The sequence below is a fragment of the Aromatoleum petrolei genome (assembly GCF_017894385.1).
In the GTDB taxonomy this organism is placed as follows: domain Bacteria; phylum Pseudomonadota; class Gammaproteobacteria; order Burkholderiales; family Rhodocyclaceae; genus Aromatoleum; species Aromatoleum petrolei.
The window spans coordinates 4,600,585-4,619,805 of sequence record NZ_CP059560.1; the positions used below are offsets into that span (position 1 = coordinate 4,600,585).

Sequence of the window (19,221 nt, forward strand, 5' to 3'; positions counted from 1 at the left end):
AAAATCCCCGCCGGATTTGCCTCCGGCGGGGTGAATTTCCACAAAGGAAGAGGAAAGGGGAGGGCAGCCGTCAGTCGGCGACGACGGCGTGCTGCTGCGCGCCCAGGGCGGTGATCGCGGCGTCGACGCGGTCGCCCGCGCGCAGGTAGCGCGGTGGATTCATGCCCATGCCGACACCAGCGGGCGTGCCGGTGAAGATCAGGTCGCCCGGCAGCAGCGTCATCACGCCGCTGACGTAGCTGATGATCTGCGCAGGACTGAAGATCATGTTGGCGGTGTTGCTGTCCTGCATGCGCTCGCCATTCACGGCAAGCTGCATCGCCAGCTCGCCGGGGCTGCTGAGCTCGTCCGCGGTCGCGAGCCAGGGACCGATGGGTGCGAAGGTGTCGAAGCTCTTGCCCTTGGTCCATTGCCCGCCGCGCTCGAGCTGCCAGTAGCGCTCGGACATGTCCAGCCCGGCCATGTAGCCGGCGACGTGGCTGAGTGCATCGCCGACCGCCACGCGTCGCGCCGTCGTGCCGATCGCGATCACCAGTTCGAGTTCCCAGTCGGTCTTCTCCGAGCCCGGTGGCAGGACGATCGCGTCCTTCGGGCCGCAGATCGCGGTTTGCGCCTTCATGAACATGATCGGTTCCTGCGGGATCGGCAGGTTGGCTTCGCGCGCGTGGTCCGCATAGTTCAGCCCGATGCACACGATCTTGCCGATGCCCGCGACCGGCGCACCGAGACGGGTGGCCGCAGGCACCACGGGCAGGGTCTGCGGATCGAGTCCGCGCAGGCGCGCGAGGCTGGACGGCGACAGGGCCGCGCCGTTGATGTCGGGCAGCACGCCCGACAGGTCGCGAATCCTGCCTTCGGCGTCGATCAGGCCGGGGAGCTCCGTGCCGGGAGCTCCGAAGCGAACGAGTTTCACAGCCATTCTCCTTGAAGGGCGAGGAGGCTGCGCGCGTCCGCGCGGGGCGCCTCACTCATGGTTGATCCAGCGCGCTAGGGGCTCGGCGATGCCGACGCAGGGCTTCGCCCCGGGACGTGCGAAGGTGCCCTGGACGGCCTTGCGCGGATTCAGCGCGACCAGCGTTTCCGCCTGCTTGACCGCGGCCTCGACGCAGTCGACGACCGGCACCGGGATGCGGTCGCGCACACGGCGGGCGAGCCCCGCGAGCGGCGCCCCGGCGAGCACGACAACGTCGGCGCCGTCCTCGTTCACCGCCTGCTGCGCGAGTTCGACCAGCCGCGCTTCCTTCTCGTCCTGGACGTCCGAGATCGAGCGGAAACTGCCGCCCAGTGCGCGCACGCCGGCGCAGCGCTCGCGCAGGCCGTGCCACGCGACGCATTCGTGGTACCAGGGCTCCAGCGATTGCGAGAAGGTCACGATCGCGAAGCGCTTGCCGAGCATGCACGCGGTCAGCATGCCCGCTTCGGCCAGTCCGATCACGGGGATCGGGAAGAGTTCACGCGCCCCGCCGAGGCCGGGGTCGCCGAAGGCGGCGATCACGGCCGCGTCGACGCCGCTGTGCATCTCGGCGAGCATTTCGAGCGCCACGGCGCCGCCGATCACGGCTTCGGCGCGGGTCGCGATGTAGGGCACGCCGCGCGGCGCGGTCGCGGTGACGAGTTCGGTCTGTGCGCCGGCCACACCCATCGCCGCGTTGGCGATACGGTCGGTGACGCTCTGCGAGGTGTTGGGATTCAGCAGCAGGATTTTCATTTTCGATCCATCCGATTTCACTTTAGGCCACTTCGCGGAACAGGCGACCCCATCCCTTGATGGTGCGCGTGTCGATGCCGGCCATGCGCAACTGCTTCCACACGACGGTCGAGACCGTGTCGTAGAGCGGAATGCCGGTGTCGGCTTCGAGCTCGTCGGCGAGCTGGGCGGCGCGCAGGTTGGTGCAGAAGGTCGTGATCGCCTCGGGGCGGGACTGCGCGACTTCGCGGATCATGCTGCGCAGGGTGTCCTCGGTGACTTCGGCGAAGTCGAAATTCACGCTGATGCCGAGGTGCTGCTCGGCGGGGATGTCGACGCCCAGCGTCGCGTAGTTGGCGACGATGCGCGCCTGTACGTCGGGCACGTAGGGTGTCGCCAGGCCCAGCTTCTTCGTGCCGGTCTTGGCGAGGATCTCGTTGAGTGCGAGCACGGAGGTCGTTGCGGGGATGCCGGTGACTTCGGTGATGCGGCGGCACAGCTGCACGTCGCGCTCGAAACCGAGCCAGCCGGAGGAGGTGCCGCTCCAGCCGATCGAGTCGACATGGGCGTCGGCGAGCAGCTTGGCTGCCTCGAGGATCTTGGTGTCGTCGAACTGGCCGAGGGCCTGGTCCTTGAGCGAGATCTCGGTGACGGTGAAGCGCGAGAAGTGGGCCGACACGCCGGGCACTTCGGCGACGATGGCGCTGGTCAGCGGTTCGAGGGAGGTGTTGGAGGAGGGCGTCAGCACGCCCAGGCGGATGCGTTTGCTCATGGGTATCCTCGTTGGAGTCCGGTCGGGGAGGGTGGGGCACCGCGGCAGGGATGACCGCGGCGCCCCGGGGGGAGGTCAGACCGGGATTTTCTTGTCGTAGTCGATCAGCATCGTGGAGCAGATGAACAGGCCTGCACCGGCGGCAGCGAACAGCATCAGCGCCATGTAGTACGAGCCGGTCGCCTGGACGATGAGGCCGACGAGGATGGGCACGCCGATGCCCGCACAGTTGCCACCCAGGTTCATCACGCCGCCGAGGAAGCCGACGCGGTTGCGCGTGCCGAGGATGGACGGGACGCACCAGAACAGGCCGCACCAGCGCAGGAAGAACAGCGTGACCGAGAGCATCACGACGACCGTGACGGGATCCGTGATCTTCGCGACGCTGTAGATCGACACGGTGGCGATGATCGAGGCGATACCGAACAGGGTGCGCAGCACCTTGCCCTGCGAGGCGCCCTTTTCCTTCCACTTGTCGGCGATCCAGCCGCCGATCAGCTCGCCGACGAAGCCGGCGAAGAACATGATGAACACCGCGCCGCCCATCTGCTTGATGTCGAAGCCGTGCTGCTTGGACAGGTAGTTGGGCATCCAGGTCAGCAGGCCGTAGAACAGCGCGTTGAAGCACATCCAGCCGAAGAACATGCCCCACACCGAGCGGTAGCGGAAGAACTCCATGATCTTGCCGCTAGTCACCTTCGGCGATGCCGCGAGTTCCTTGGCGTGCGCTTCCTCGATGTATTCGGCTTCCGCGTCATTGACCCCCGGATGTTCGCGCGGATGGTTGCGGATGTAGGACCAGGCCCAGAAGCCGGCGAGCACGGTGCCGACGCCGGCGATGACGAAGGCCGCACGCCACGAACCCATCACGGCGATCAGGGCCGAGATCAGGATCGCGCCGAGCGCCGCGCCCAGCGGGGCGCCGCCGTCGAGCAGGGTGGCGCCGCGGCCGCGTTCGTTCTGCGTCATCCAGATCGCGTTGAGCTTGCCGCCGGCGGGGTAGATCGGCGCTTCGGCGGCGCCGAGGCCGAGGCGGGTGATCAGCAGGGCGACCCAGCCGGTGCACATGCCCGCGATGGCCTGGAAGAAGCCCCAGCCCAGGGTGGCGCCGGCGATGACGTGGCGCGGGCCGAACTTGTCCGCGAGCATGCCGCCCGGGATCTGCATGAAGGCGTAGGTCCAGAAGAAGGAACTCAGCAGCAGGCCCTGTGTGGCCGGGCCGATGTCGAATTCTGCGGCGATCATGGGCATCGCGACGGACAACGAGGCTCGATCGATGTAGTTGATCGAGATGAGGAACAGCATCATCAGGAAGATCCGCCAGCGGACCTTCGTCTGCGTTTCCGGTACGGCAGCCGCCCGGTCGAGGGCTATTTCAGCTTTCATGTGGTGTCTCCTTTCCACAGCTTGGATGAGTTTTGGCCAGTCCGCCACGGCCGTTTGACCATGCGGTTGCCTCCAAAGGGCTTGATGCCGACTACGTGGAGCGAGTGCCGGATCGCGACCTCGCCCCTTTTCTGCTTTTCTGGTTTTCGAATCACGCTCGAAGTGTCGACCGGGTGGATCGTTGTTCGTGGGTGGTCCGTTACCGTGTGCGATGAACTATAGAATTGCTGCCAACACGAAGTCAATAAATTGTCGACAAAAAAGTTTATAGTTAGCTGACAATGGATTCGTGCCCAGCGAGAGTGCAGGATGAGAACGCGACAGATACTTGATGAAAGGCCGCCCACCCCAGTGCGTCCGCAGGAGCAGCGTGACGCGAAGGTGCTACGCCTCGGGCAGGAGCGGCGGGCGAAGGCGGCTGCAGGTGCAGACGCGGAGCTGATCTATCGCCGCATCCTTGCGGCGATCATCGAGCATCGCCTCGCGCCGGGGCGCAAGCTCGTCGAAGAGCGGCTCGCGGCGGTGTTCGGCGCGAGCCGCGCGATGATCCGGCAGGTGCTCACGCGCCTGTCGCACGAGATGGTCGTGACGCTGGTGCCGAACCGCGGCGCCTTCGTCGCCGAGCCCACCGTGGAGGAGGCGCGCGAAGTATTCGAGGCGCGGCGGCTGATCGAGCCGGCGCTGGCGCGCAAGCTGGCGTTGTCGGCGACGCCCGCGCAGTTGGCGCGCTTGCGCGAGTTGGTCGTCACCGAGGAGAAGGCGCGTGCGCAGCGCGACCGCCAACTGGTGATCCGGCTGTCGGGCGAATTCCACCTGGAGATCGCGGAGATGGCCGGCAACGCGATCCTCGCGCGGCAGATGCGCGAGCTGACGCTGCTGACCTGCCTGATCATCATCCTGTACGACTCGCCCGTGGGGCGGGCCTGTCCGGAAGACGAGCATCGGCGCCTGCTGGAAGCCTTTTCACGGCGCGACGAGGAGACCGCCGCCGCGCTGATGCTGCATCACCTCGACCACGTCGAGCAGTCGCTCGACATCAGTCTCGCCGCGCAGGAGGACGACGACCTGGAGCGGATCTTCTCCTGATCCGGGAACGCGGGAGGGGCCGGGTTCAGCCGGCCAGTGCAGCTTCCAGATCGAGTTCCTCTGGGCGGCCGCGCGAGAGGTCGAGGCAGGCTTCGACGTGCTGGAGATGCTCGGTCATCAAACGGATCGCAGTGGCTTCGTCGCCGTCGGCAAGCGCCTGAGTGATCTCGGAGTGCTCCTGGTCACGGCAGGCGGGCACGGAAGGGGCGTCATAGAGGAAGATGATGAGGCAGGTGAGCGAGGCCAGTTCATGCATCAGGCGTGCGGCCAGCGTGCTGCCGGAGAGCTCCGCGAGCAGCACGTGGTATTCGCCCGAGAGGCGGATGATGGCGCGGCGGTCGCGCGCGGCGCGGGCGGCTTCCTCGGCTGCGACGTGGGCGCGCAGGCGGGCGATGATCGCCGGGTCCTTCTTCGCGACGATGCGGTGTACGACCAGCGCTTCGAGCGGGCGGCGGACTTCGAAGACCTCGCGCGCCTCCTCCACGGTGGGCTCGGCGACGAAGGCGCCGCGGTTCGGATGCAGCACGACCACGCGCTCCAGCGCGAGGCGCGCGAGCACCTGGCGCACGCGCGCGCGGCTCACGCCGAAGATCTTCGCGAGCTTGTCCTCGCCGAGCTTGGTGCCCGGCGGCAGGCGGTGCTCCATGATGGACGTGATGATGCGCTCGTAGATCTCCTGGTCCGACGCGCCGCCTTCGCCATCGTTCGCCAGCCGCTCGTCGTGCAAGGGGGCGGGCGACGATGCGCGGCTGCCGCGCTGTTTGACCGTCATTTTTTCCATCCTGTCGTCCTGCGCCTGAGGGGCCCGCAAAGCCGGGCCGAGTCTCGAATTCTACGATTCGCGCGGATGCAGCGGCAAGAAAAGCCCGCGGCCTGTCTGCATTTCCGAACTATTGAGTCGACGTTCGAACTACTGGCCTCCTTGTGCGCAAGTCCGATTTGCTTTGTCTGGGTCGGCGGTAGTCGATGAATTTTGCTTGCATGTCGGAAAAAACATCGATAAATTGTCGACAAAATAGATATTGATATTGGACAGGCGTGTCGTCCCAAACAGTGGAGATCGCATTCGCCGGCCAGACCCCGATAAATATGGAGACAACAATGGACAGTTTCGACCTGGTGGTGCGCAACGCCCACGTCGTGACGGCGGCGGATGAGTTCGATTGCGAGATCGGTGTGCGCGACGGCGTGATCGCCGCGCTGGGCAGGAATCTGCCCGCCGGTCGTGAGGAAATCGACGCGGCCGGGCGCTACGTCATGCCGGGCGGCATCGACGGACACTGCCACCTCGATCAGCCGATGAACGACGGCACGAAGATGGCCGACGATTTTTATAGCGGCACCCTGTCGGCGGCCTGCGGCGGCACGACCACCGTGTTGCCCTTCGCCTGCCAGTTCAAGGGGCAGTCCCTGCGGGCGGCGGTGGATGACTACCATGCGCGCGCGGGCGACAAGGCGGTGATCGACTACGCCTTCCACCTGATCGTCAGCGACCCGACGCCGGACGTGCTGCAGCGCGAACTGCCGGCGCTGATCAAGGAGGGCTACACGTCGTTCAAGATCTACATGACCTACGACGACCTCAAGCTCAACGACCGCCAGATCCTCGAGACGCTCGCGGTGGCGAGGCGCGAGGGGGCGATGGTGATGATCCACGCGGAGAACACCGACTGCATCGCGTGGCTCACCGAACAGCTCCTCGCGGCTGGCCACACCGCGCCGCGCTTCCACGCGGCGTCGCGGCCGATGCTGGTGGAGCGCGAGGCGACGCACCGGGCGATCTCGCTGTCCGAGCTCGTCGATGTGCCGGTGCTGATCGTGCACGTGTCGGGGCGCGAGGCGGTCGAGCAGATCCGCTGGGCGCAGGGGCGCGGCCTGCAGGTGTATGGCGAGACCTGTCCGCAGTACCTCTTCCTGACCAGCGAGCACCTCGAGGGCGACGACCTGCACGGCGCGAAATGCGTGTGCAGCCCGCCGCCGCGCGACAAGGCGAACCAGAAGGTGGTGTGGGACGGGCTGGAGAACGGTGTGTTCCAGCTCTTCTCGTCGGACCACGCGCCCTTCCGCTTCGACGATCCGCAGGGCAAGAAGGCGGCGGGCGAAAACGCCTCCTTCGACCAGATCCCGAACGGCATCCCGGGGCTGGAGACGCGCATGGCGCTGCTGTTCTCGGAAGGCGTGCTCACGGGCCGCATCGACCCGCAGAGCTTCGTCGCGCTGACCTCGACCAACGTCGCGCGCCTGTATGGCCTGTATCCGCGCAAGGGCAGCATCGCCGTGGGTTGCGATGCGGACATCGTGATCTGGGATACCGATGTCGACGTGACGATCCGCAACGAGGATCTGCACCACAACGTCGATTACACGCCTTACGAGGGCATGCACCTGAAGGCGTGGCCGGGCGTGACGATCTCGCGCGGCGAGGTCGTGTGGGCGAACGGCCGGGCGCAGGCGCGCAAGGGCCGCGGACGCTTCCTCGAATGCTCCAAGCCGCTGCCGGCGCGGCCGAAGAGCGAGCGCAGGCTGGTGCGGGAAGGCTAGGAGCCTGGCGCGCGCGATTCATCGTCGCGTGCCGTGCGCGGCGCGTCCCGTATCATGATGGACGACTGGCAAGCGAAGTCCGCCTCCGGTATCGTGGGGCGGACTTTTTTGCTTTGGGAACGGGCGCGATGCCGATGCGCAAACTCTACCGGGGCGGCGATCCGCGTCGCGCCCAGAACATTGTCGAACTGCGCGCGATGGCCGCGGCGCGCATCCCCAATTTCTGCTTCGAATACCTCGACGGCGGCGCGGACGACGAAGTGACGCTGCACCAGAATCGCGCGCGATTCGACGCGGTGACCTTCCAGCCGCGCACGCTGGTCGACGTGTCGGAGCGGGATCTCGGCTGCGAACTGTTCGGCAGCCGCATCGCGATGCCGGCGATCATCGCGCCGACCGGCTTCAACGGCCTGCTGTCGCACGAGGGTGACCTGATGCTCGCCGAGGCGGCGCGCGATGCCGGCATCCCGATGTGCCAGAGCATGGTGTCGACGGTGTCGCTGGAGCGCATCGTCGAGTCCGGGGTGCGCCACTGGATGCAGATCTATCCGTTCAAGGATCGGGAGAACCTTGCCGGGGTCGTGAAGCGGGCGGAGGTGGCGGGCTCCGAGGCCATCGTGCTGACGACCGACGTCGCGGCCTTCGGCAATCGCGAGTGGGACCGGCGCAACTATCGCGCGCCGATGAAGCTCAACTTCGACAACCTGGTCGATGTCGCGACGCGCTGGCGCTGGCTCTTCGACGTGCTGATCCCGCACGGCATGCCGCGCTTCCGCAACCTGGGCGACTTCCTGCCGCCGGGGCAGGACAGCGCGCGCAATGCGGCGACCTTCCTGTCGAGCCAGATGGATCCGTCGCTGAATTGGGATGACGTCGCGTGGCTGCGCGAGCTGTGGCCGCGCAAGCTGATCGTGAAGGGCATCCTGCGGCCCGACGATGCGCTGCGCGCAAGGCAGCTGGGCGTGGACGGGCTGGTCGTCACCAACCACGGCGGCCGGCAGCTCGATACCTGCGTTGCGCCGATCGACGTGCTGCCGGAGATCCGCGAGGCGGTGGGGCCGGAGATGACGCTGATCATCGACAGCGGTCTGCGCCGCGGCAGCGATTTCGTGAAGGCGCGGGCCCTGGGTGCGGACGCGGCGATGTCGGGGCGCGCGACCCTGTACGGCCTCGCGGCGGCAGGCAAGCCCGGTGTGGCGCGGGCGCTGGAGATCCTGCGTTCGGAGATCGACCGCACCCTTGCGCTGCTGGGGTGCCCGGTACTGACCGGTGTCGGGCCGGACTGCGTGCGTTTGCCGCTGCGCTGACGAGATGTGTGCAGGGGCGCTTGCGGCGCCCCGCAACTTATTGGCGTCGCGTGCGCTCCGAGCGCTTACACTCTCGCCCTTGCGGACGATTTCCGTGCCTGCCGTGCCCCGCGTCCATCCCTTCCGTGCCGCGGCAGTGGCGCGATGCGCCCCCTCCGATTCATTGCCCTGCAGTTTTTCAAAGGTATTCGATGCACCCGCTTCACGATATTGACGCACTCCTGTTGCTTGCCCTGGCACTCGCTTCGAAGCGGCGCCCCGCCGAGCTTGTCGAAGCCATCGCCGCAGTCGATCTGCTGCAGGGGGCGATTCCTTCCGAGGCCAAGCTGGCCGAGTCTTTCGAACGCCTGGCGACGAACGGCCTCGTCTGCGCGGAGGAGGGACGCTTCACGTTGAGCGCGGCCTCGCAGGCGATCGTTACCGGCTTGCCGAAGAAGGCCGATACGGCCGAGCGCATCTTCGAAGTCCGCCAGCGGCTTGCCGCGCACGTCGCGCAGGGCGAGCAGGGCGCGGCCGTGCCAACGGTCGAGCAACTGAACGCTGCGATCCTTGCACACCGCGCTTCGGGACAAGGGGCGGGCCAGAACCTGCTGATGCCCAAGCCCAAGACCGTCGAAACCGAAAGGAAGCGCGCGGGGCACTGGCGCAAGCCGGCCAGCGCGGCGCGTCGGCGCAAGGGCTGAGGCACGAGGTGAGCATGAGCGAATCGTTGCCGCCGCAAGCGGCCGTGGCCGCCCCGGACCCGACCACGGCGGCCCCGGGGCCGACGCTAGCCGGGCGGCCGTTCGGCGAGTTGCCGCTGTCGCCGGCGCTACTGGCGACGCTGGAGCAGCTCGAATACCGGACGATGACGCCGATCCAGGCGGCCAGCCTGCCCTTGGCGCTGGCCGGCCACGACCTGATCGCACAGGCGAAGACCGGCAGCGGCAAGACGGCGGCCTTCGCGCTGACGCTGCTTACCAACCTGAACCCGCGTCGTTTCGCGGTGCAGGCGATGGTGCTGTGCCCGACGCGCGAACTGGCCGACCAGGTGACGCAGGAGATCCGCCGTCTCGCGCGCGCCGCAGACAACATCAAGATCCTGGCGCTGTGCGGCGGCACCACCATGCGCCCGCAGCGGGCGAGCCTGGAGCACGGCGCGCACATCGTCGTCGGTACGCCGGGGCGCATCATGGATCATCTCGATCGCGGCAGCCTGAGGCTGGATGCGCTCAACACGCTGGTGCTCGACGAAGCCGATCGCATGCTCGACATGGGCTTCTACGACGACATCGCGTTCGTCGCCAGCCAGTGCCCGGTGCGGCGGCAGACCCTGCTGTTCTCCGCCACCTATCCCGAGGGGATCGAGCGGCTGGCACAGCAGTTCCTGCGCAACCCGCAGCAGGTGAAGCTCGCCGAGCAGCACGAAGGCAGCAAGATCCGCCAGCGCTTCTACGAGATCAAGCATGAGGAGCGCCTGCAGGCCGTCGGCACCTTGCTCAAGCACTACCGCCCGGTCAGCACGCTGGCGTTCTGCAACACCAAGCAGCAGTGCCGGGACCTGGTCGAGGTTCTGCACAAGCAGGGCTTCCATGCGCTGACGCTGCATGGCGATCTCGAACAGCGCGAGCGCGACCAGGTGCTGATCCAGTTCGCCAATCGCAGCTGTTCGGTGCTCGTGGCCACCGACGTGGCCGCGCGTGGCCTCGACATCGCGCAACTCGAGGCGGTGATCAACGTCGACGTCACGCCGGATCCGGAAGTCCACATCCACCGTATTGGCCGCACCGGCCGTGCCGACGAGGACGGCTGGGCGCTGACGCTGTGCAGCCCGTCCGATAAGCGCCGCGTGGCCACCATCGCGCAGGTGACGGGCATCGAGCCGGAGTGGCATGGCCTGGGTTCCCTGCAGGGCGGGGACGAATCGCCGCTCGTGCCGCCGATGGTGACGCTGCAGATTCTCGGCGGGCGCAAGGACAAGATCCGCCCCGGCGACGTGCTCGGCGCGCTGACGGGCGAGGCCGGCTTCACGCGCGAGCAGGTCGGCAAGATCACCGTGACCGACCAGACGACCTACGTCGCGGTCGTGCATGACATCGCGCGCGAGGCCGTGCGGCGCTTGTCCGCGGGCCGGCTCAAGGGCAAGCCGGTGAAGGTGCGCGCGCTGGGCGACTGACGCGCGTCAGGCGGCGGCCGACCACAGCGGTCGGCCGGTGGTGTCGAGGTGGCAGAGGTAGGCGCGCACATCGAACTCCAGCTGGTGGTAGTCCGGCTCCATGTGGCAGCACAGTTGGTAGAAGGCCTTGTCGTGCTCGCGCTCGCGGATGTGCGCAAGCTCATGCACGACGATCATGCGCAGGAATGCTTCCGGCATGTCGCGGAAGACGGTCGCGACACGGATCTCGCACTTCGACTTGAGCTTCGCGCCCTGGACGCGGGCGATGCGCGTGTGGGTGCCGAGCGCATGCTGGATGACCTGCAGTTTGCTGTCGAAGGCCACCCTGCTCAACTGCCCGGCATTGCGCAGGTACTCGCCCCTGATGTCTTGCACGTAATCGTACAAGGCCTTGTCGGTGCGCACGGCGTGCGCCTGCGGGTACTTGCGCAGCAGCAGCTCGGCGAGCCGGTCCTGCCCGATCAAGTCGTGGACCTGGGCGGCGAGGGCGGGCGGGTAGCCGGCGAGGTAATTGGGGGTGGGGCGGGGGCGCATGGGCGGTCGGGTGTCGCGAAGGCGCGATTGTACCGGTGACCGGGCCGCTCGCGCCGGCCTGTGGAGGTCATGCTCAACTTTGCCCTCGTGGCAAGGTCAACAGGCGCCTGCGGTCGGCAGCGCCCGCAGCTAGCGGTGGCGGAACGCCGGCGGGCGCTTGTCCAGGAAGGCCTGCAGGCCTTCGCGGAAATCGTCCTCGAGGAAGCAGCGGTGGAAGCGCTCGCGCTCCGCGAGCAGCCCTTCGGCAAGTCCCGTCTGCGTGCTGCGCACGCTCTCCTTGATGCGGCATGCCACCGGGCTGGAGAACGCGGCGATTTTGCGGGCGATGGCGAGCGCCGTCGACGCGAGTTCGGCGTCCGGCACGACGCGCGACACCAGTCCGGCGGCGAGCGCCTCCTGCGCATTCATCGCGCGGCCGGTGAGCAGCAGGTCCATCGCTACGTGCTTGCCCACGACGCGGGCGAGACGCTGCGTGCCGCCCGCCCCCGGCATCGCCGCGAGCGTGATCTCCGGGTGGCAGAAGCGCGCCGATTCGCCGGCGACGACGAGGTCGCACATCTCGACGAGTTCGCAGCCGCCGCCTGCGGCGAGCCCGTTCACGGCGGCGACGACCGGCTTGCGCGCTTCGCCCAAGGTCTTCACGCAGCCGACGAAGGCCTCGGCGACCGCCTCCTCGTGCGTCATCCCCGACATCTCGCGGATGTCGGCGCCGGCGCAGAAGTGCTTGAGGGCCGAGGCAATGAGGATCACGCGCACCTCGGGCGAGGCCTCGAACGCCGCCACGGCGGTATCGATCTCGTTGCAGAAGGCGCGGCTCAGGGCATTCAGGGCTTCGGCGCGCTTGAGCACGATCTGGCCCACGCCGTCTTCGATTGTCACATCCAGTTTGCTCACCGTCGTTCTCCGATGAATGGCTGCTTCGATCAGGGGTTCGGGCGGACGGGCTCGGCCAAGTGCACGTCGCCAGTCGCGACTATAAGGGATGCGGTATCGCCGCATCGCGATCGGCGTGTGCGGCTCAGGTTTCGTACAACTCCAGCGGCAGCCCGTCCGGGTCGGCGAAGAAGGTGAAGCGCCGGCCGGTGAGTTCGTCGAGGCGGATCGGCTCGACCGCGACACCGTGGTTTTCGAGCGCGCGCACGGCGGTGTCCAGGTCGGCGACCGCGAAGGCGAGGTGGCGCAGGCCACGGGCTTCGGGGCGGGTGGGGCGCGGCGGCGGGGCGGGGAAGGAGAAGAGTTCGAGCTGCGTGCCGTCGGGCAGGGTGAGGTCGAGCTTCCACGAGTCGCGCGCGGCGCGCCAGGTCTCGGCGATCACGCGCAGGCCGAGCACTTCAGTGTAGAAGCGCTTCGAGCGCGCGTAGTCGCCGCAGATGATGGCGACGTGGTGCAGGCTGCCGAGCGCGATTCCGGTCATGGGCGCCGCTCCCGCCGCTCACGGTCGTAGCGGACCTTCATGAACAGGATGCTCAGGGCGAAGAACAGCGTGACGACGTTCGCGAGCGTCACCGGCCACGAGCCGACCAGCACGCCGTAGGCGAGCCACAGCGCGACGCCGGTGGAGAACACCGAGTACATGCCGAGCGAGATCGCGCGGGCGTCGCGGGTGCGCCAGATGTGCAGCGCCTGCGGCACGAAGGAGGCGGTCGTGAGGAGGGCGGCGAGGTAGCCGATGGCTTCGGTGGCGGTCATGGCCGGGGGTGTCGGTCAAAGGTCGGCATTATCCGCTGTTGCGCAGGCCGGCCGCGATGCCGTTGATCGACAGGTGGATGCCGCGACGGATGCGTTCGTCGTCGGCGCCTTCGCGGTGGCGGCGCAGGAGTTCGACTTGCACGTGGTTGAGCGGGTCGAGGTAGGGGAAGCGGTTGCGGATCGAACGCTTCAGCAGGGGGTTGGCGTCCAGCAACTCGCACTGACCGGTGATCTTCAGCAAGGCCGCGACGGTCGCCTCGTGTTCGGCGCGGATGCGCGGGAAGATCGCGTCGCGCAGTTGCACGTCGCGCACGAGGCCGGCGTAGCGGCTGGCGATCGCGATGTCGCTCTTGGCGAGCACCATGTCCATGTTCGAGAGGAGCGTCGCGAAGAAGGGCCACTCGCGGTGCATCGCGCGCAGGCGGTCGAGTCCGGCGGCGCCGTGGCGGCCGACGAAGGCGTCGACGGCGGCGCCGAAGCCGAACCAGCCGGGCAGCATCAGGCGGCACTGCGACCAGCTGAAGACCCACGGGATCGCGCGCAGGTCTTCGATCGCGAAGGTCTTCTTGCGGGCGGCGGGGCGCGAGCCGATGTTGAGCTGGGCGATCTCGTCGACGATGGTCGACTCGCGGAAGTAGGTCTCGAAGCCGTCCGTCTCGTAGACTAAGGCGCGGTAGGCGCGGAAGGCCGCGTCGGAGAGATCGTCCATGGCTTCCAGGAAGTCCGGGCGCGGGGCGGGTTCGTCGCCGGAGAGCAGCGTCGCTTCGAGGGTCGCGGCGACCAGCACTTCGAGGTTGCGGCGGCCGACGTCGGGGTTGCCGTACTTTGCGCCGATGACCTCGCCCTGTTCGGTGAGGCGGATCTGGCCCTGCACGGCGCCGCCGGGCTGCGCGAGGATGGCCTGGTAGCTCGGCCCGCCGCCGCGCCCCACGGAGCCGCCGCGGCCGTGGAAGAGGCGCAGGCGCACGTCGTGACGGCGGGAGACTTCGACCAGCGCGATCTCGGCCTTGTACAGCTCCCAGCCGGAGGTGAGGAAGCCGCCGTCCTTGTTGGAATCCGAATAACCGAGCATGACTTCCTGCGTCCGGTCGCGCGAGGGGAGGAGGCGCTTCCAGGTGGGCAGCGAGAGCAGGCGGTCCATCACCGGGCCGCTCGCCTGCAGGTCGGCGATGGTCTCGAAGAGCGGGATCACGTTCACGGCGAGCGTGTCGCTGCGCGGATCGAGCAGGCCGGCTTCCTTGAGCAGCACGGCGAGTTCGAGCAGGTCGGACACGCCGTCGGTCTTGGAGATGATCGCGTTGGGCACGGAGGCCGGGCCGTAGCGGCGGTGCGCTTCGCGCGCCATGCGGAAGATCGCGAGCTCGGAGGCCGTCTCTTCGGAGTAGGTGTAGTGGGGAGAGTGCAGGGGCCGCGCGCTGGCGAGTTCGGCGACCAGCAGCGAGATGCGTTGCTCCTCGGTGAGCCTGCCGTAGCGGGTGCCGGGCTGGGCCACTTCGAGCAGTTCGGCGACGACGCGCTCGTGCACCTCGGAGTTCTGGCGCAGGTCGATCGGCGCGAGGTGGAAGCCGAACACGGAGACCGCGCGGCGGATGCGGCGCAGGCGGCCGTGGGCGAGTTCGGCCGAGCCGTTCGCAAGCAGTGAGCGATGAACGATGTCGAGGTCGGCGGCGAGGGCTTGCGGGTCGGCGTAGGGGGGGACCGCGTCGGGCGCGGTGGGGCGGGCCGCCGCCGGTGCGGCGGGGTCGCCGAGCAGCGCATGCCGGGTCGCCGCGAGGCGCGCACGGATGCCGGTGACGGCACGCCGGTAGGGTTCGTCGCTGCGGTGCGGCGAGCGGTCTGGCGAGGTGTCGGCGAGCGCGAGCAGCTCGTCCGAGGCGGGCACCAGCAGCGAGGCGAGGGAGAGCTGCGAGGCGAGGATCTCCAGTTCGTCGAGATAGTGATCGAGCACGCGTTCGCACTGCATCGCCAGCGCCTGTTCGAGCATGTCGGCGGTGACGAAGGGGTTGCCGTCGCGGTCGCCGCCGATCCAGCTGCCGACTTGCAGGAAGGCGGGGAGTTCGTGCGCCGCGAGGCTTTCGTCGCGCTCGGCCAGCGCGTCCTCGATGTTCGCGTAGAGGCGCGGCACTTCGCGCAGGAAGGTGGTCTCGTGGTAGCCGAGGCCGTTGTTGACCTCGTCGACGACCGAGAGCTTGGCGGGGCGCAGCATGCGGGTCTGCCACAGCGTCAGCACGCCGCGGCGCAGCGCGTCGTGGTTCTCGCGGCATTCCTCAGGCGTGAGCAGCATACGGTCGCGCTGGTCGAGCAGGCGCGCGATCGCGGTCTGGCAGTTGAGGATGCTCTTGCGCTGGACTTCGGTGGGGTGGGCGGTGAGGACCGGCACGATCTGCGCGCTGGCGAAGAAATCGGACAGGGCGGTGGCGTCGAGGCCGGCGTCGAGGGCGCGGTTCATCGCCAGCGCGAGGCTGCCTTCGCGCGGCGCGGAGCCCGCGATCAGGTGTGCGCGCGAGCGGCGGATGTGGTGCTGGTCTTCGGCGAGGTTCGCGAGGTGCGAGAAGTAGCTGAAGGCGCGCACGACGTGCAGGGTGTCCTCGCGCGAGAGGCGGTCGAGCGCGGCTTCGAGCTCCGCGCGTGCGCCGTGGTCGGCGTCGCGGCGGAAGCGGATGGAGTCGCGGCGGATGCGTTCGACGAGCTCGAACACCGCCTCGCCTTCGCGGGCGCGCACCGTGTCGCCGAGGAGGCGGCCCAGCAGGCGGATGTCGTCGCGCAGGGCCTGGTCTTTGTCGGGGTTCGGATCAGCGGGGAGGGCAGCGTTCACGGCGGGATTCTGCAAGGCGGGGAGCGCACCGCGGGGCGGGAAACCGTCCGCGCGATGCGTTCAGGGGTGTAAAAAGGACCGGCACCACCGCCAGGGAGTGAGCGTTGTGATGCGGTGCCGGTTGGAGAGCAATCGTTAGGTCGCGGCGTTCAGCGCGACGCGAAGGCCTTGGAGCCAGCGAAGCGCGCGTCCGCGCCCAGCTCGCGCTCGATCGCGAGCAGGCGGTTGTACTTCTCGACGCGGTCGGAGCGGCTCGCCGAGCCGGTCTTGATCTGGCCGCAGGCGGTCGCCACCGCGAGGTCGGCGATCGTGGTGTCGCCGGTCTCGCCCGAGCGGTGCGAGGCGATCGATGCGTAGCCGGCGCGGTGTGCCATCTCCATTGCGGCGAGCGTCTCGCTGAGCGTGCCGATCTGGTTGGGCTTGATCAGGATCGCGTTGGCGATGCCCTTCTCGATGCCCTTGGCGAGGATCTCGGTGTTGGTGACGAAGAGGTCGTCGCCGACGAGCTGCACGCGGCGGCCGAGGCGGTCGGTGAGCACGCCCCAGCCGGCCCAGTCGTCCTCGGCCATGCCGTCCTCGATGCTGACGATGGGGTAGTCGCTGACGAGGTCCGCGAGGTAGCCGCAGAACTCGGCGCGCGAGTAGCGCTTGCCTTCGCCGTCGAGGTGGTAGGCCTCGTCCTTGTGGAATTCCGAGGCGGCGCAGTCGAGCGCGAGGGCGATCTCGGAACCGGGCTTGTAGCCGGCGCGCTCGATCGCTTCGACGATCAGGTCGAGCGCTTCGCGCGTGCCGCTGACGTTGGGCGCGAAGCCCCCTTCGTCACCGACCGAGGTCGGGTAGCCCTTCTTGTCGAGGAGATTCTTCAGCGCATGGAAGACGCCGACGCCGGCGCGCAGCGCGTCGCCGAAACGGGAAAAGCCGTGCGGCACGATCATGCATTCCTGGATGTCCAGGCTGTTGTTCGCGTGCGCACCGCCGTTCATGACGTTCATCAGCGGCACGGGCAGCGTGAAGCCGCGTGAGGCGTCGCCGAGGTGGCGGTAGAACGGGATGCCTTGCGCGTTGGCGGCGGCGTGGGCGGTCGCGAGCGACACGGCGAGCAGCGCGTTGGCGCCGAGGCGCGACTTGTCGGCGCTGCCGTCGAGTTCGACGAGCAGCGCGTCGATCGCGCCCTGGTCGCGGGCGTCGCGGCCTCTCAGCGCGGCGGCGATGGGGCCTTCGACGTTGGCGAGCGCCTTGGTGACGCCCTTGCCGCCGAAGCGCGCCGGGTCGCCGTCGCGCAGTTCGAGGGCTTCACGCGCGCCGGTGGAGGCGCCGGAGGGGACGGCGGCGGTGCCGGCGTGGCCGGAGGCGAGGCGCACGGTGGCCTGCAGGGTGGGGTTGCCGCGGGAGTCGAGGATTTCGAGGGCTTCGATCGAGGTGATGGCGGTCATGGTCGTTCGGGGCGTATTCGGGGAAGAAAAAGGGCCGATATCGAAAAGCCTGGAGAGCGGTGATACCGGCCCGAGGGAGGAACGCGGGGCGCTTACAGGATGAAGCGCGTATTCACGAAGTTCGACTTGTTGCCGAGCACGATGCTGTCGAGGAGCTTCTTCGACGCCTCGGTCTGCTTCGCGGCGACCATCGTGCGGATCGAGAATGAGCGCAGCGCGTCATGCACGGACAGCGTGCCTTCGGCCGAATCCTTGCGGCCGGCGAAGGGGAACACGTCGGGGCTCCTCTGGCACTGCGCGTTGAGGTTCACGCGGCAGACCTGGTTCACCAGCGGATCGACGAGGCTCGCGATCTGGTCGGGATTCGTGCCGAAGATCGACACCTGCTGGCCGTGGTCGGACGTGATTACGTAATCGAGCGCGGTCTCGATGTCCTCGAACGGCGCGACCGGGATCACCGGGCCGAACTGCTCCTCGCGGTAGAGCTTCATCCCTTCCTTCACCGGGAACACCACGGCCGGGTAGAACATCGTCTCGACCGAGGCGCCGCCGTTCTCGTTGAGCACCTTCGCGCCCTTCGCGACGGCATCCTCGATGCACTCGTTCATGTAGGCGACCTTGGCCATCTCCGGCAGCGGCGTGATCGTGACGCCCTTTTCCCACGGCATGCCGATCTTGAGCTTGCCGATCTCCTCGCAGAAGCGGCGCAGGAACTGGTCGGCGATCGCCTGGTGCACGAGGATCATCTTGATCGCGGTGCAGCGCTGGCCGTTGAAGGACAGGGAACCGGCGATGCATTCCTTGACCGTCAGCTCGATGTCCGCATCCGGCAGGATGATCGCGGCGTTCTTGGCTTCGAGGCCCAGCACCGCGCGCAGGCGGTTGGTCTTCGGATGGGCCTTCTTCAGCTGGTCTGCGACCTTGCTGGTGCCGATGAGCGCGAGCACGTTCACCTTGCCGGAACTCATGATGTGCGGCACGACGACGCTGCCCTGGCCATACACGATGTTGATCGCGCCAGCCGGGAAGGCGCTGCGGAAGGCTTCCAGCATCGGGTAGTACAGCAGCACGCCGAAGCGTGGCGGCTTGAAGAGCACGACATTGCCCATGATCAGTGCCGGGATCAGGGTGCAGAAGGTCTCGTTCATCGGGTAGTTGTACGGGCCCATGCACAGCACGATGCCCAGCGGCGAGCGGCGGATCTGCGCGATCGTGCCGTCGACGATCTGGAAGCGCGAGTTGGCGTTGTCGAGGTTCTTCAGTTCGGCGATGGTCGCCTTGATGTAGTCGATTGTGCGGTCGAACTCCTTCTCCGAGTCGGCGAGGCTCTTGCCGATCTCCCACATGATCAGGTTCACGATCTCGCGGCGGCGCGCGACGATCTGGTTGGTGAAGTTCTCGACGCAGGCAATGCGGTCCGCGACCGACATCGTCGGCCACTGGCCGCGGCCGTTGTCGTAGGCCTTCGCCGCGGCGGCGATCGCGGCGTCGGCTTCATCGGTGCCGGTGACGGGGAAGCTGCCCAGTTCGACGTGCGTCAGGCTGCCGTCGGCGCCGCGCATTGCGACGGGGGAATACACCGGGCGGGTCTCGCCCTTCCAGATCTGCATCTCGCCGTTGAGCAGGATCGCGCGCTGGTGCAGCGGCGCGAGGATGCGGCAGTCGGCCGGGATGTCGGTTTCGGTGGGGAAGAGGGCGTGCAGGCGGGCTTGGATGGTGGTGGCGTTCATGTCTCTCTCGTTCTCTCTTGAATACGTTTCGCGTGGGGCGGACTGTGGTGCTCCGGGCGCCGCGTGGCGGGATGCACTGCGCGTTT

17 protein-coding genes are annotated in these 19,221 nt (G+C 67.9%); 5 read left to right on the forward strand and 12 right to left on the reverse strand.

The annotated features are described in order from the left end of the window. Positions 1-70 precede the first annotated feature (70 nt). From ToN1_RS21100 to ToN1_RS21115, 4 genes are all read right to left on the reverse strand, one after another. The gene (locus ToN1_RS21100) at positions 71-913 is read right to left on the reverse strand and encodes a fumarylacetoacetate hydrolase family protein (RefSeq protein WP_169208081.1); all 843 of its coding nucleotides are present in this window, start codon (positions 911-913) and stop codon (positions 71-73) included. 51 nt (positions 914-964) lie between these two features. Beyond that, positions 965-1,708, reverse strand: coding sequence for an aspartate/glutamate racemase family protein (locus ToN1_RS21105; RefSeq protein ID WP_169208082.1), 744 nt, complete (start codon positions 1,706-1,708; stop codon positions 965-967). A 22-nt stretch (positions 1,709-1,730) separates the two neighbouring features. After that, the gene (locus ToN1_RS21110) at positions 1,731-2,459 is read right to left on the reverse strand and encodes a maleate cis-trans isomerase family protein (RefSeq protein WP_169208083.1); all 729 of its coding nucleotides are present in this window, start codon (positions 2,457-2,459) and stop codon (positions 1,731-1,733) included. 75 nt (positions 2,460-2,534) lie between these two features. Beyond that, positions 2,535-3,845 carry an MFS transporter gene (locus ToN1_RS21115; protein WP_169208857.1) on the reverse strand — a complete coding sequence of 437 codons (1,311 nt, stop codon included), beginning with the start codon at positions 3,843-3,845 and terminating at the stop codon, positions 2,535-2,537. 309 nt (positions 3,846-4,154) lie between these two features. Here ToN1_RS21115 and ToN1_RS21120 point away from each other — a divergent pair, with 309 nt between their 5' ends. Beyond that, positions 4,155-4,931 carry a GntR family transcriptional regulator gene (locus ToN1_RS21120; protein WP_169208858.1) on the forward strand — a complete coding sequence of 259 codons (777 nt, stop codon included), beginning with the start codon at positions 4,155-4,157 and terminating at the stop codon, positions 4,929-4,931. A 25-nt stretch (positions 4,932-4,956) separates the two neighbouring features. Here the strand turns inward: ToN1_RS21120 and ToN1_RS21125 are convergent, their stop codons facing one another. Further along, positions 4,957-5,703 carry a GntR family transcriptional regulator gene (locus ToN1_RS21125; protein ID WP_244860848.1) on the reverse strand — a complete coding sequence of 249 codons (747 nt, stop codon included), beginning with the start codon at positions 5,701-5,703 and terminating at the stop codon, positions 4,957-4,959. A 329-nt stretch (positions 5,704-6,032) separates the two neighbouring features. Here ToN1_RS21125 and hydA point away from each other — a divergent pair, with 329 nt between their 5' ends. The 4 genes from hydA (at position 6,033) to dbpA (ending at position 10,934) form a co-directional block, all read left to right on the forward strand. Further along, on the forward strand, positions 6,033-7,472 hold the full coding sequence (gene hydA, locus ToN1_RS21130) for a dihydropyrimidinase (RefSeq protein WP_169208860.1): 1,440 nt from the start codon (positions 6,033-6,035) through the stop codon (positions 7,470-7,472). Between the two features lie 128 nt (positions 7,473-7,600). Next, positions 7,601-8,779 carry an alpha-hydroxy acid oxidase gene (locus ToN1_RS21135; protein ID WP_210147887.1) on the forward strand — a complete coding sequence of 393 codons (1,179 nt, stop codon included), beginning with the start codon at positions 7,601-7,603 and terminating at the stop codon, positions 8,777-8,779. A 224-nt stretch (positions 8,780-9,003) separates the two neighbouring features. Then, complete coding sequence (locus tag ToN1_RS21140; RefSeq protein ID WP_244860849.1) at positions 9,004-9,462, forward strand: hypothetical protein; 459 nt, start codon at positions 9,004-9,006, stop codon at positions 9,460-9,462. A gap of 14 nt (positions 9,463-9,476) precedes the next feature. Then, positions 9,477-10,934 carry an ATP-dependent RNA helicase DbpA gene (gene dbpA / locus ToN1_RS21145; RefSeq protein ID WP_210147888.1) on the forward strand — a complete coding sequence of 486 codons (1,458 nt, stop codon included), beginning with the start codon at positions 9,477-9,479 and terminating at the stop codon, positions 10,932-10,934. Between the two features lie 6 nt (positions 10,935-10,940). On the opposite strand, the gene ToN1_RS21150 is transcribed toward dbpA, so the two are convergent. The 7 genes from ToN1_RS21150 to ToN1_RS21180 form a co-directional block, all read right to left on the reverse strand. Then, the gene (locus tag ToN1_RS21150; RefSeq protein WP_210147889.1) at positions 10,941-11,468 is read right to left on the reverse strand and encodes a M48 metallopeptidase family protein; all 528 of its coding nucleotides are present in this window, start codon (positions 11,466-11,468) and stop codon (positions 10,941-10,943) included. A gap of 129 nt (positions 11,469-11,597) precedes the next feature. Then, the gene (locus tag ToN1_RS21155) at positions 11,598-12,362 is read right to left on the reverse strand and encodes an enoyl-CoA hydratase-related protein (RefSeq protein ID WP_244860850.1); all 765 of its coding nucleotides are present in this window, start codon (positions 12,360-12,362) and stop codon (positions 11,598-11,600) included. 124 nt (positions 12,363-12,486) lie between these two features. Next, positions 12,487-12,882, reverse strand: coding sequence for an SMU1112c/YaeR family gloxylase I-like metalloprotein (gene gloA2, locus ToN1_RS21160; protein WP_210147890.1), 396 nt, complete (start codon positions 12,880-12,882; stop codon positions 12,487-12,489). Continuing rightward, a complete protein-coding gene (locus ToN1_RS21165; protein WP_169208937.1) occupies positions 12,879-13,157 on the reverse strand; it encodes a SemiSWEET transporter in 279 nt (92 codons plus the stop codon). Before ToN1_RS21165 ends, gloA2 begins: the two co-directional genes overlap by 4 nt. 28 nt (positions 13,158-13,185) lie before the next feature. Then, positions 13,186-15,972 (reverse strand): phosphoenolpyruvate carboxylase, encoded by a 2,787-nt coding sequence (gene ppc, locus ToN1_RS21170; protein ID WP_210147891.1) that lies wholly within the window; start codon positions 15,970-15,972, stop codon positions 13,186-13,188. Positions 15,973-16,121: 149 nt separating this feature from the next. Continuing rightward, positions 16,122-17,405 carry a phosphopyruvate hydratase gene (gene eno, locus ToN1_RS21175; protein WP_169204655.1) on the reverse strand — a complete coding sequence of 428 codons (1,284 nt, stop codon included), beginning with the start codon at positions 17,403-17,405 and terminating at the stop codon, positions 16,122-16,124. Positions 17,406-17,497: 92 nt separating this feature from the next. After that, a complete protein-coding gene (locus ToN1_RS21180) occupies positions 17,498-19,135 on the reverse strand; it encodes an NADP-dependent glyceraldehyde-3-phosphate dehydrogenase (protein ID WP_169204656.1) in 1,638 nt (545 codons plus the stop codon). Between the last annotated feature and the right edge of the window lie 86 nt (positions 19,136-19,221).

Coding starts and splice junctions, on each gene's coding strand:
- ToN1_RS21125 (WP_244860848.1), bottom strand. CDS start 5,703: ATGACGGTCAAACAGCGCGGCAGCCGCGCATCGTCGCCCGCCCCCTTG.
- ToN1_RS21110 (WP_169208083.1), bottom strand. CDS start 2,459: ATGAGCAAACGCATCCGCCTGGGCGTGCTGACGCCCTCCTCCAACACC.
- ToN1_RS21150 (WP_210147889.1), bottom strand. CDS start 11,468: ATGCGCCCCCGCCCCACCCCCAATTACCTCGCCGGCTACCCGCCCGCC.
- ToN1_RS21135 (WP_210147887.1), top strand. CDS start 7,601: ATGCCGATGCGCAAACTCTACCGGGGCGGCGATCCGCGTCGCGCCCAG.
- dbpA (WP_210147888.1), top strand. CDS start 9,477: ATGAGCGAATCGTTGCCGCCGCAAGCGGCCGTGGCCGCCCCGGACCCG.
- ToN1_RS21115 (WP_169208857.1), bottom strand. CDS start 3,845: ATGAAAGCTGAAATAGCCCTCGACCGGGCGGCTGCCGTACCGGAAACG.
- ToN1_RS21105 (WP_169208082.1), bottom strand. CDS start 1,708: ATGAAAATCCTGCTGCTGAATCCCAACACCTCGCAGAGCGTCACCGAC.
- ToN1_RS21165 (WP_169208937.1), bottom strand. CDS start 13,157: ATGACCGCCACCGAAGCCATCGGCTACCTCGCCGCCCTCCTCACGACC.
- ToN1_RS21180 (WP_169204656.1), bottom strand. CDS start 19,135: ATGAACGCCACCACCATCCAAGCCCGCCTGCACGCCCTCTTCCCCACC.
- gloA2 (WP_210147890.1), bottom strand. CDS start 12,882: ATGACCGGAATCGCGCTCGGCAGCCTGCACCACGTCGCCATCATCTGC.
- ToN1_RS21120 (WP_169208858.1), top strand. CDS start 4,155: ATGAGAACGCGACAGATACTTGATGAAAGGCCGCCCACCCCAGTGCGT.
- hydA (WP_169208860.1), top strand. CDS start 6,033: ATGGACAGTTTCGACCTGGTGGTGCGCAACGCCCACGTCGTGACGGCG.
- eno (WP_169204655.1), bottom strand. CDS start 17,405: ATGACCGCCATCACCTCGATCGAAGCCCTCGAAATCCTCGACTCCCGC.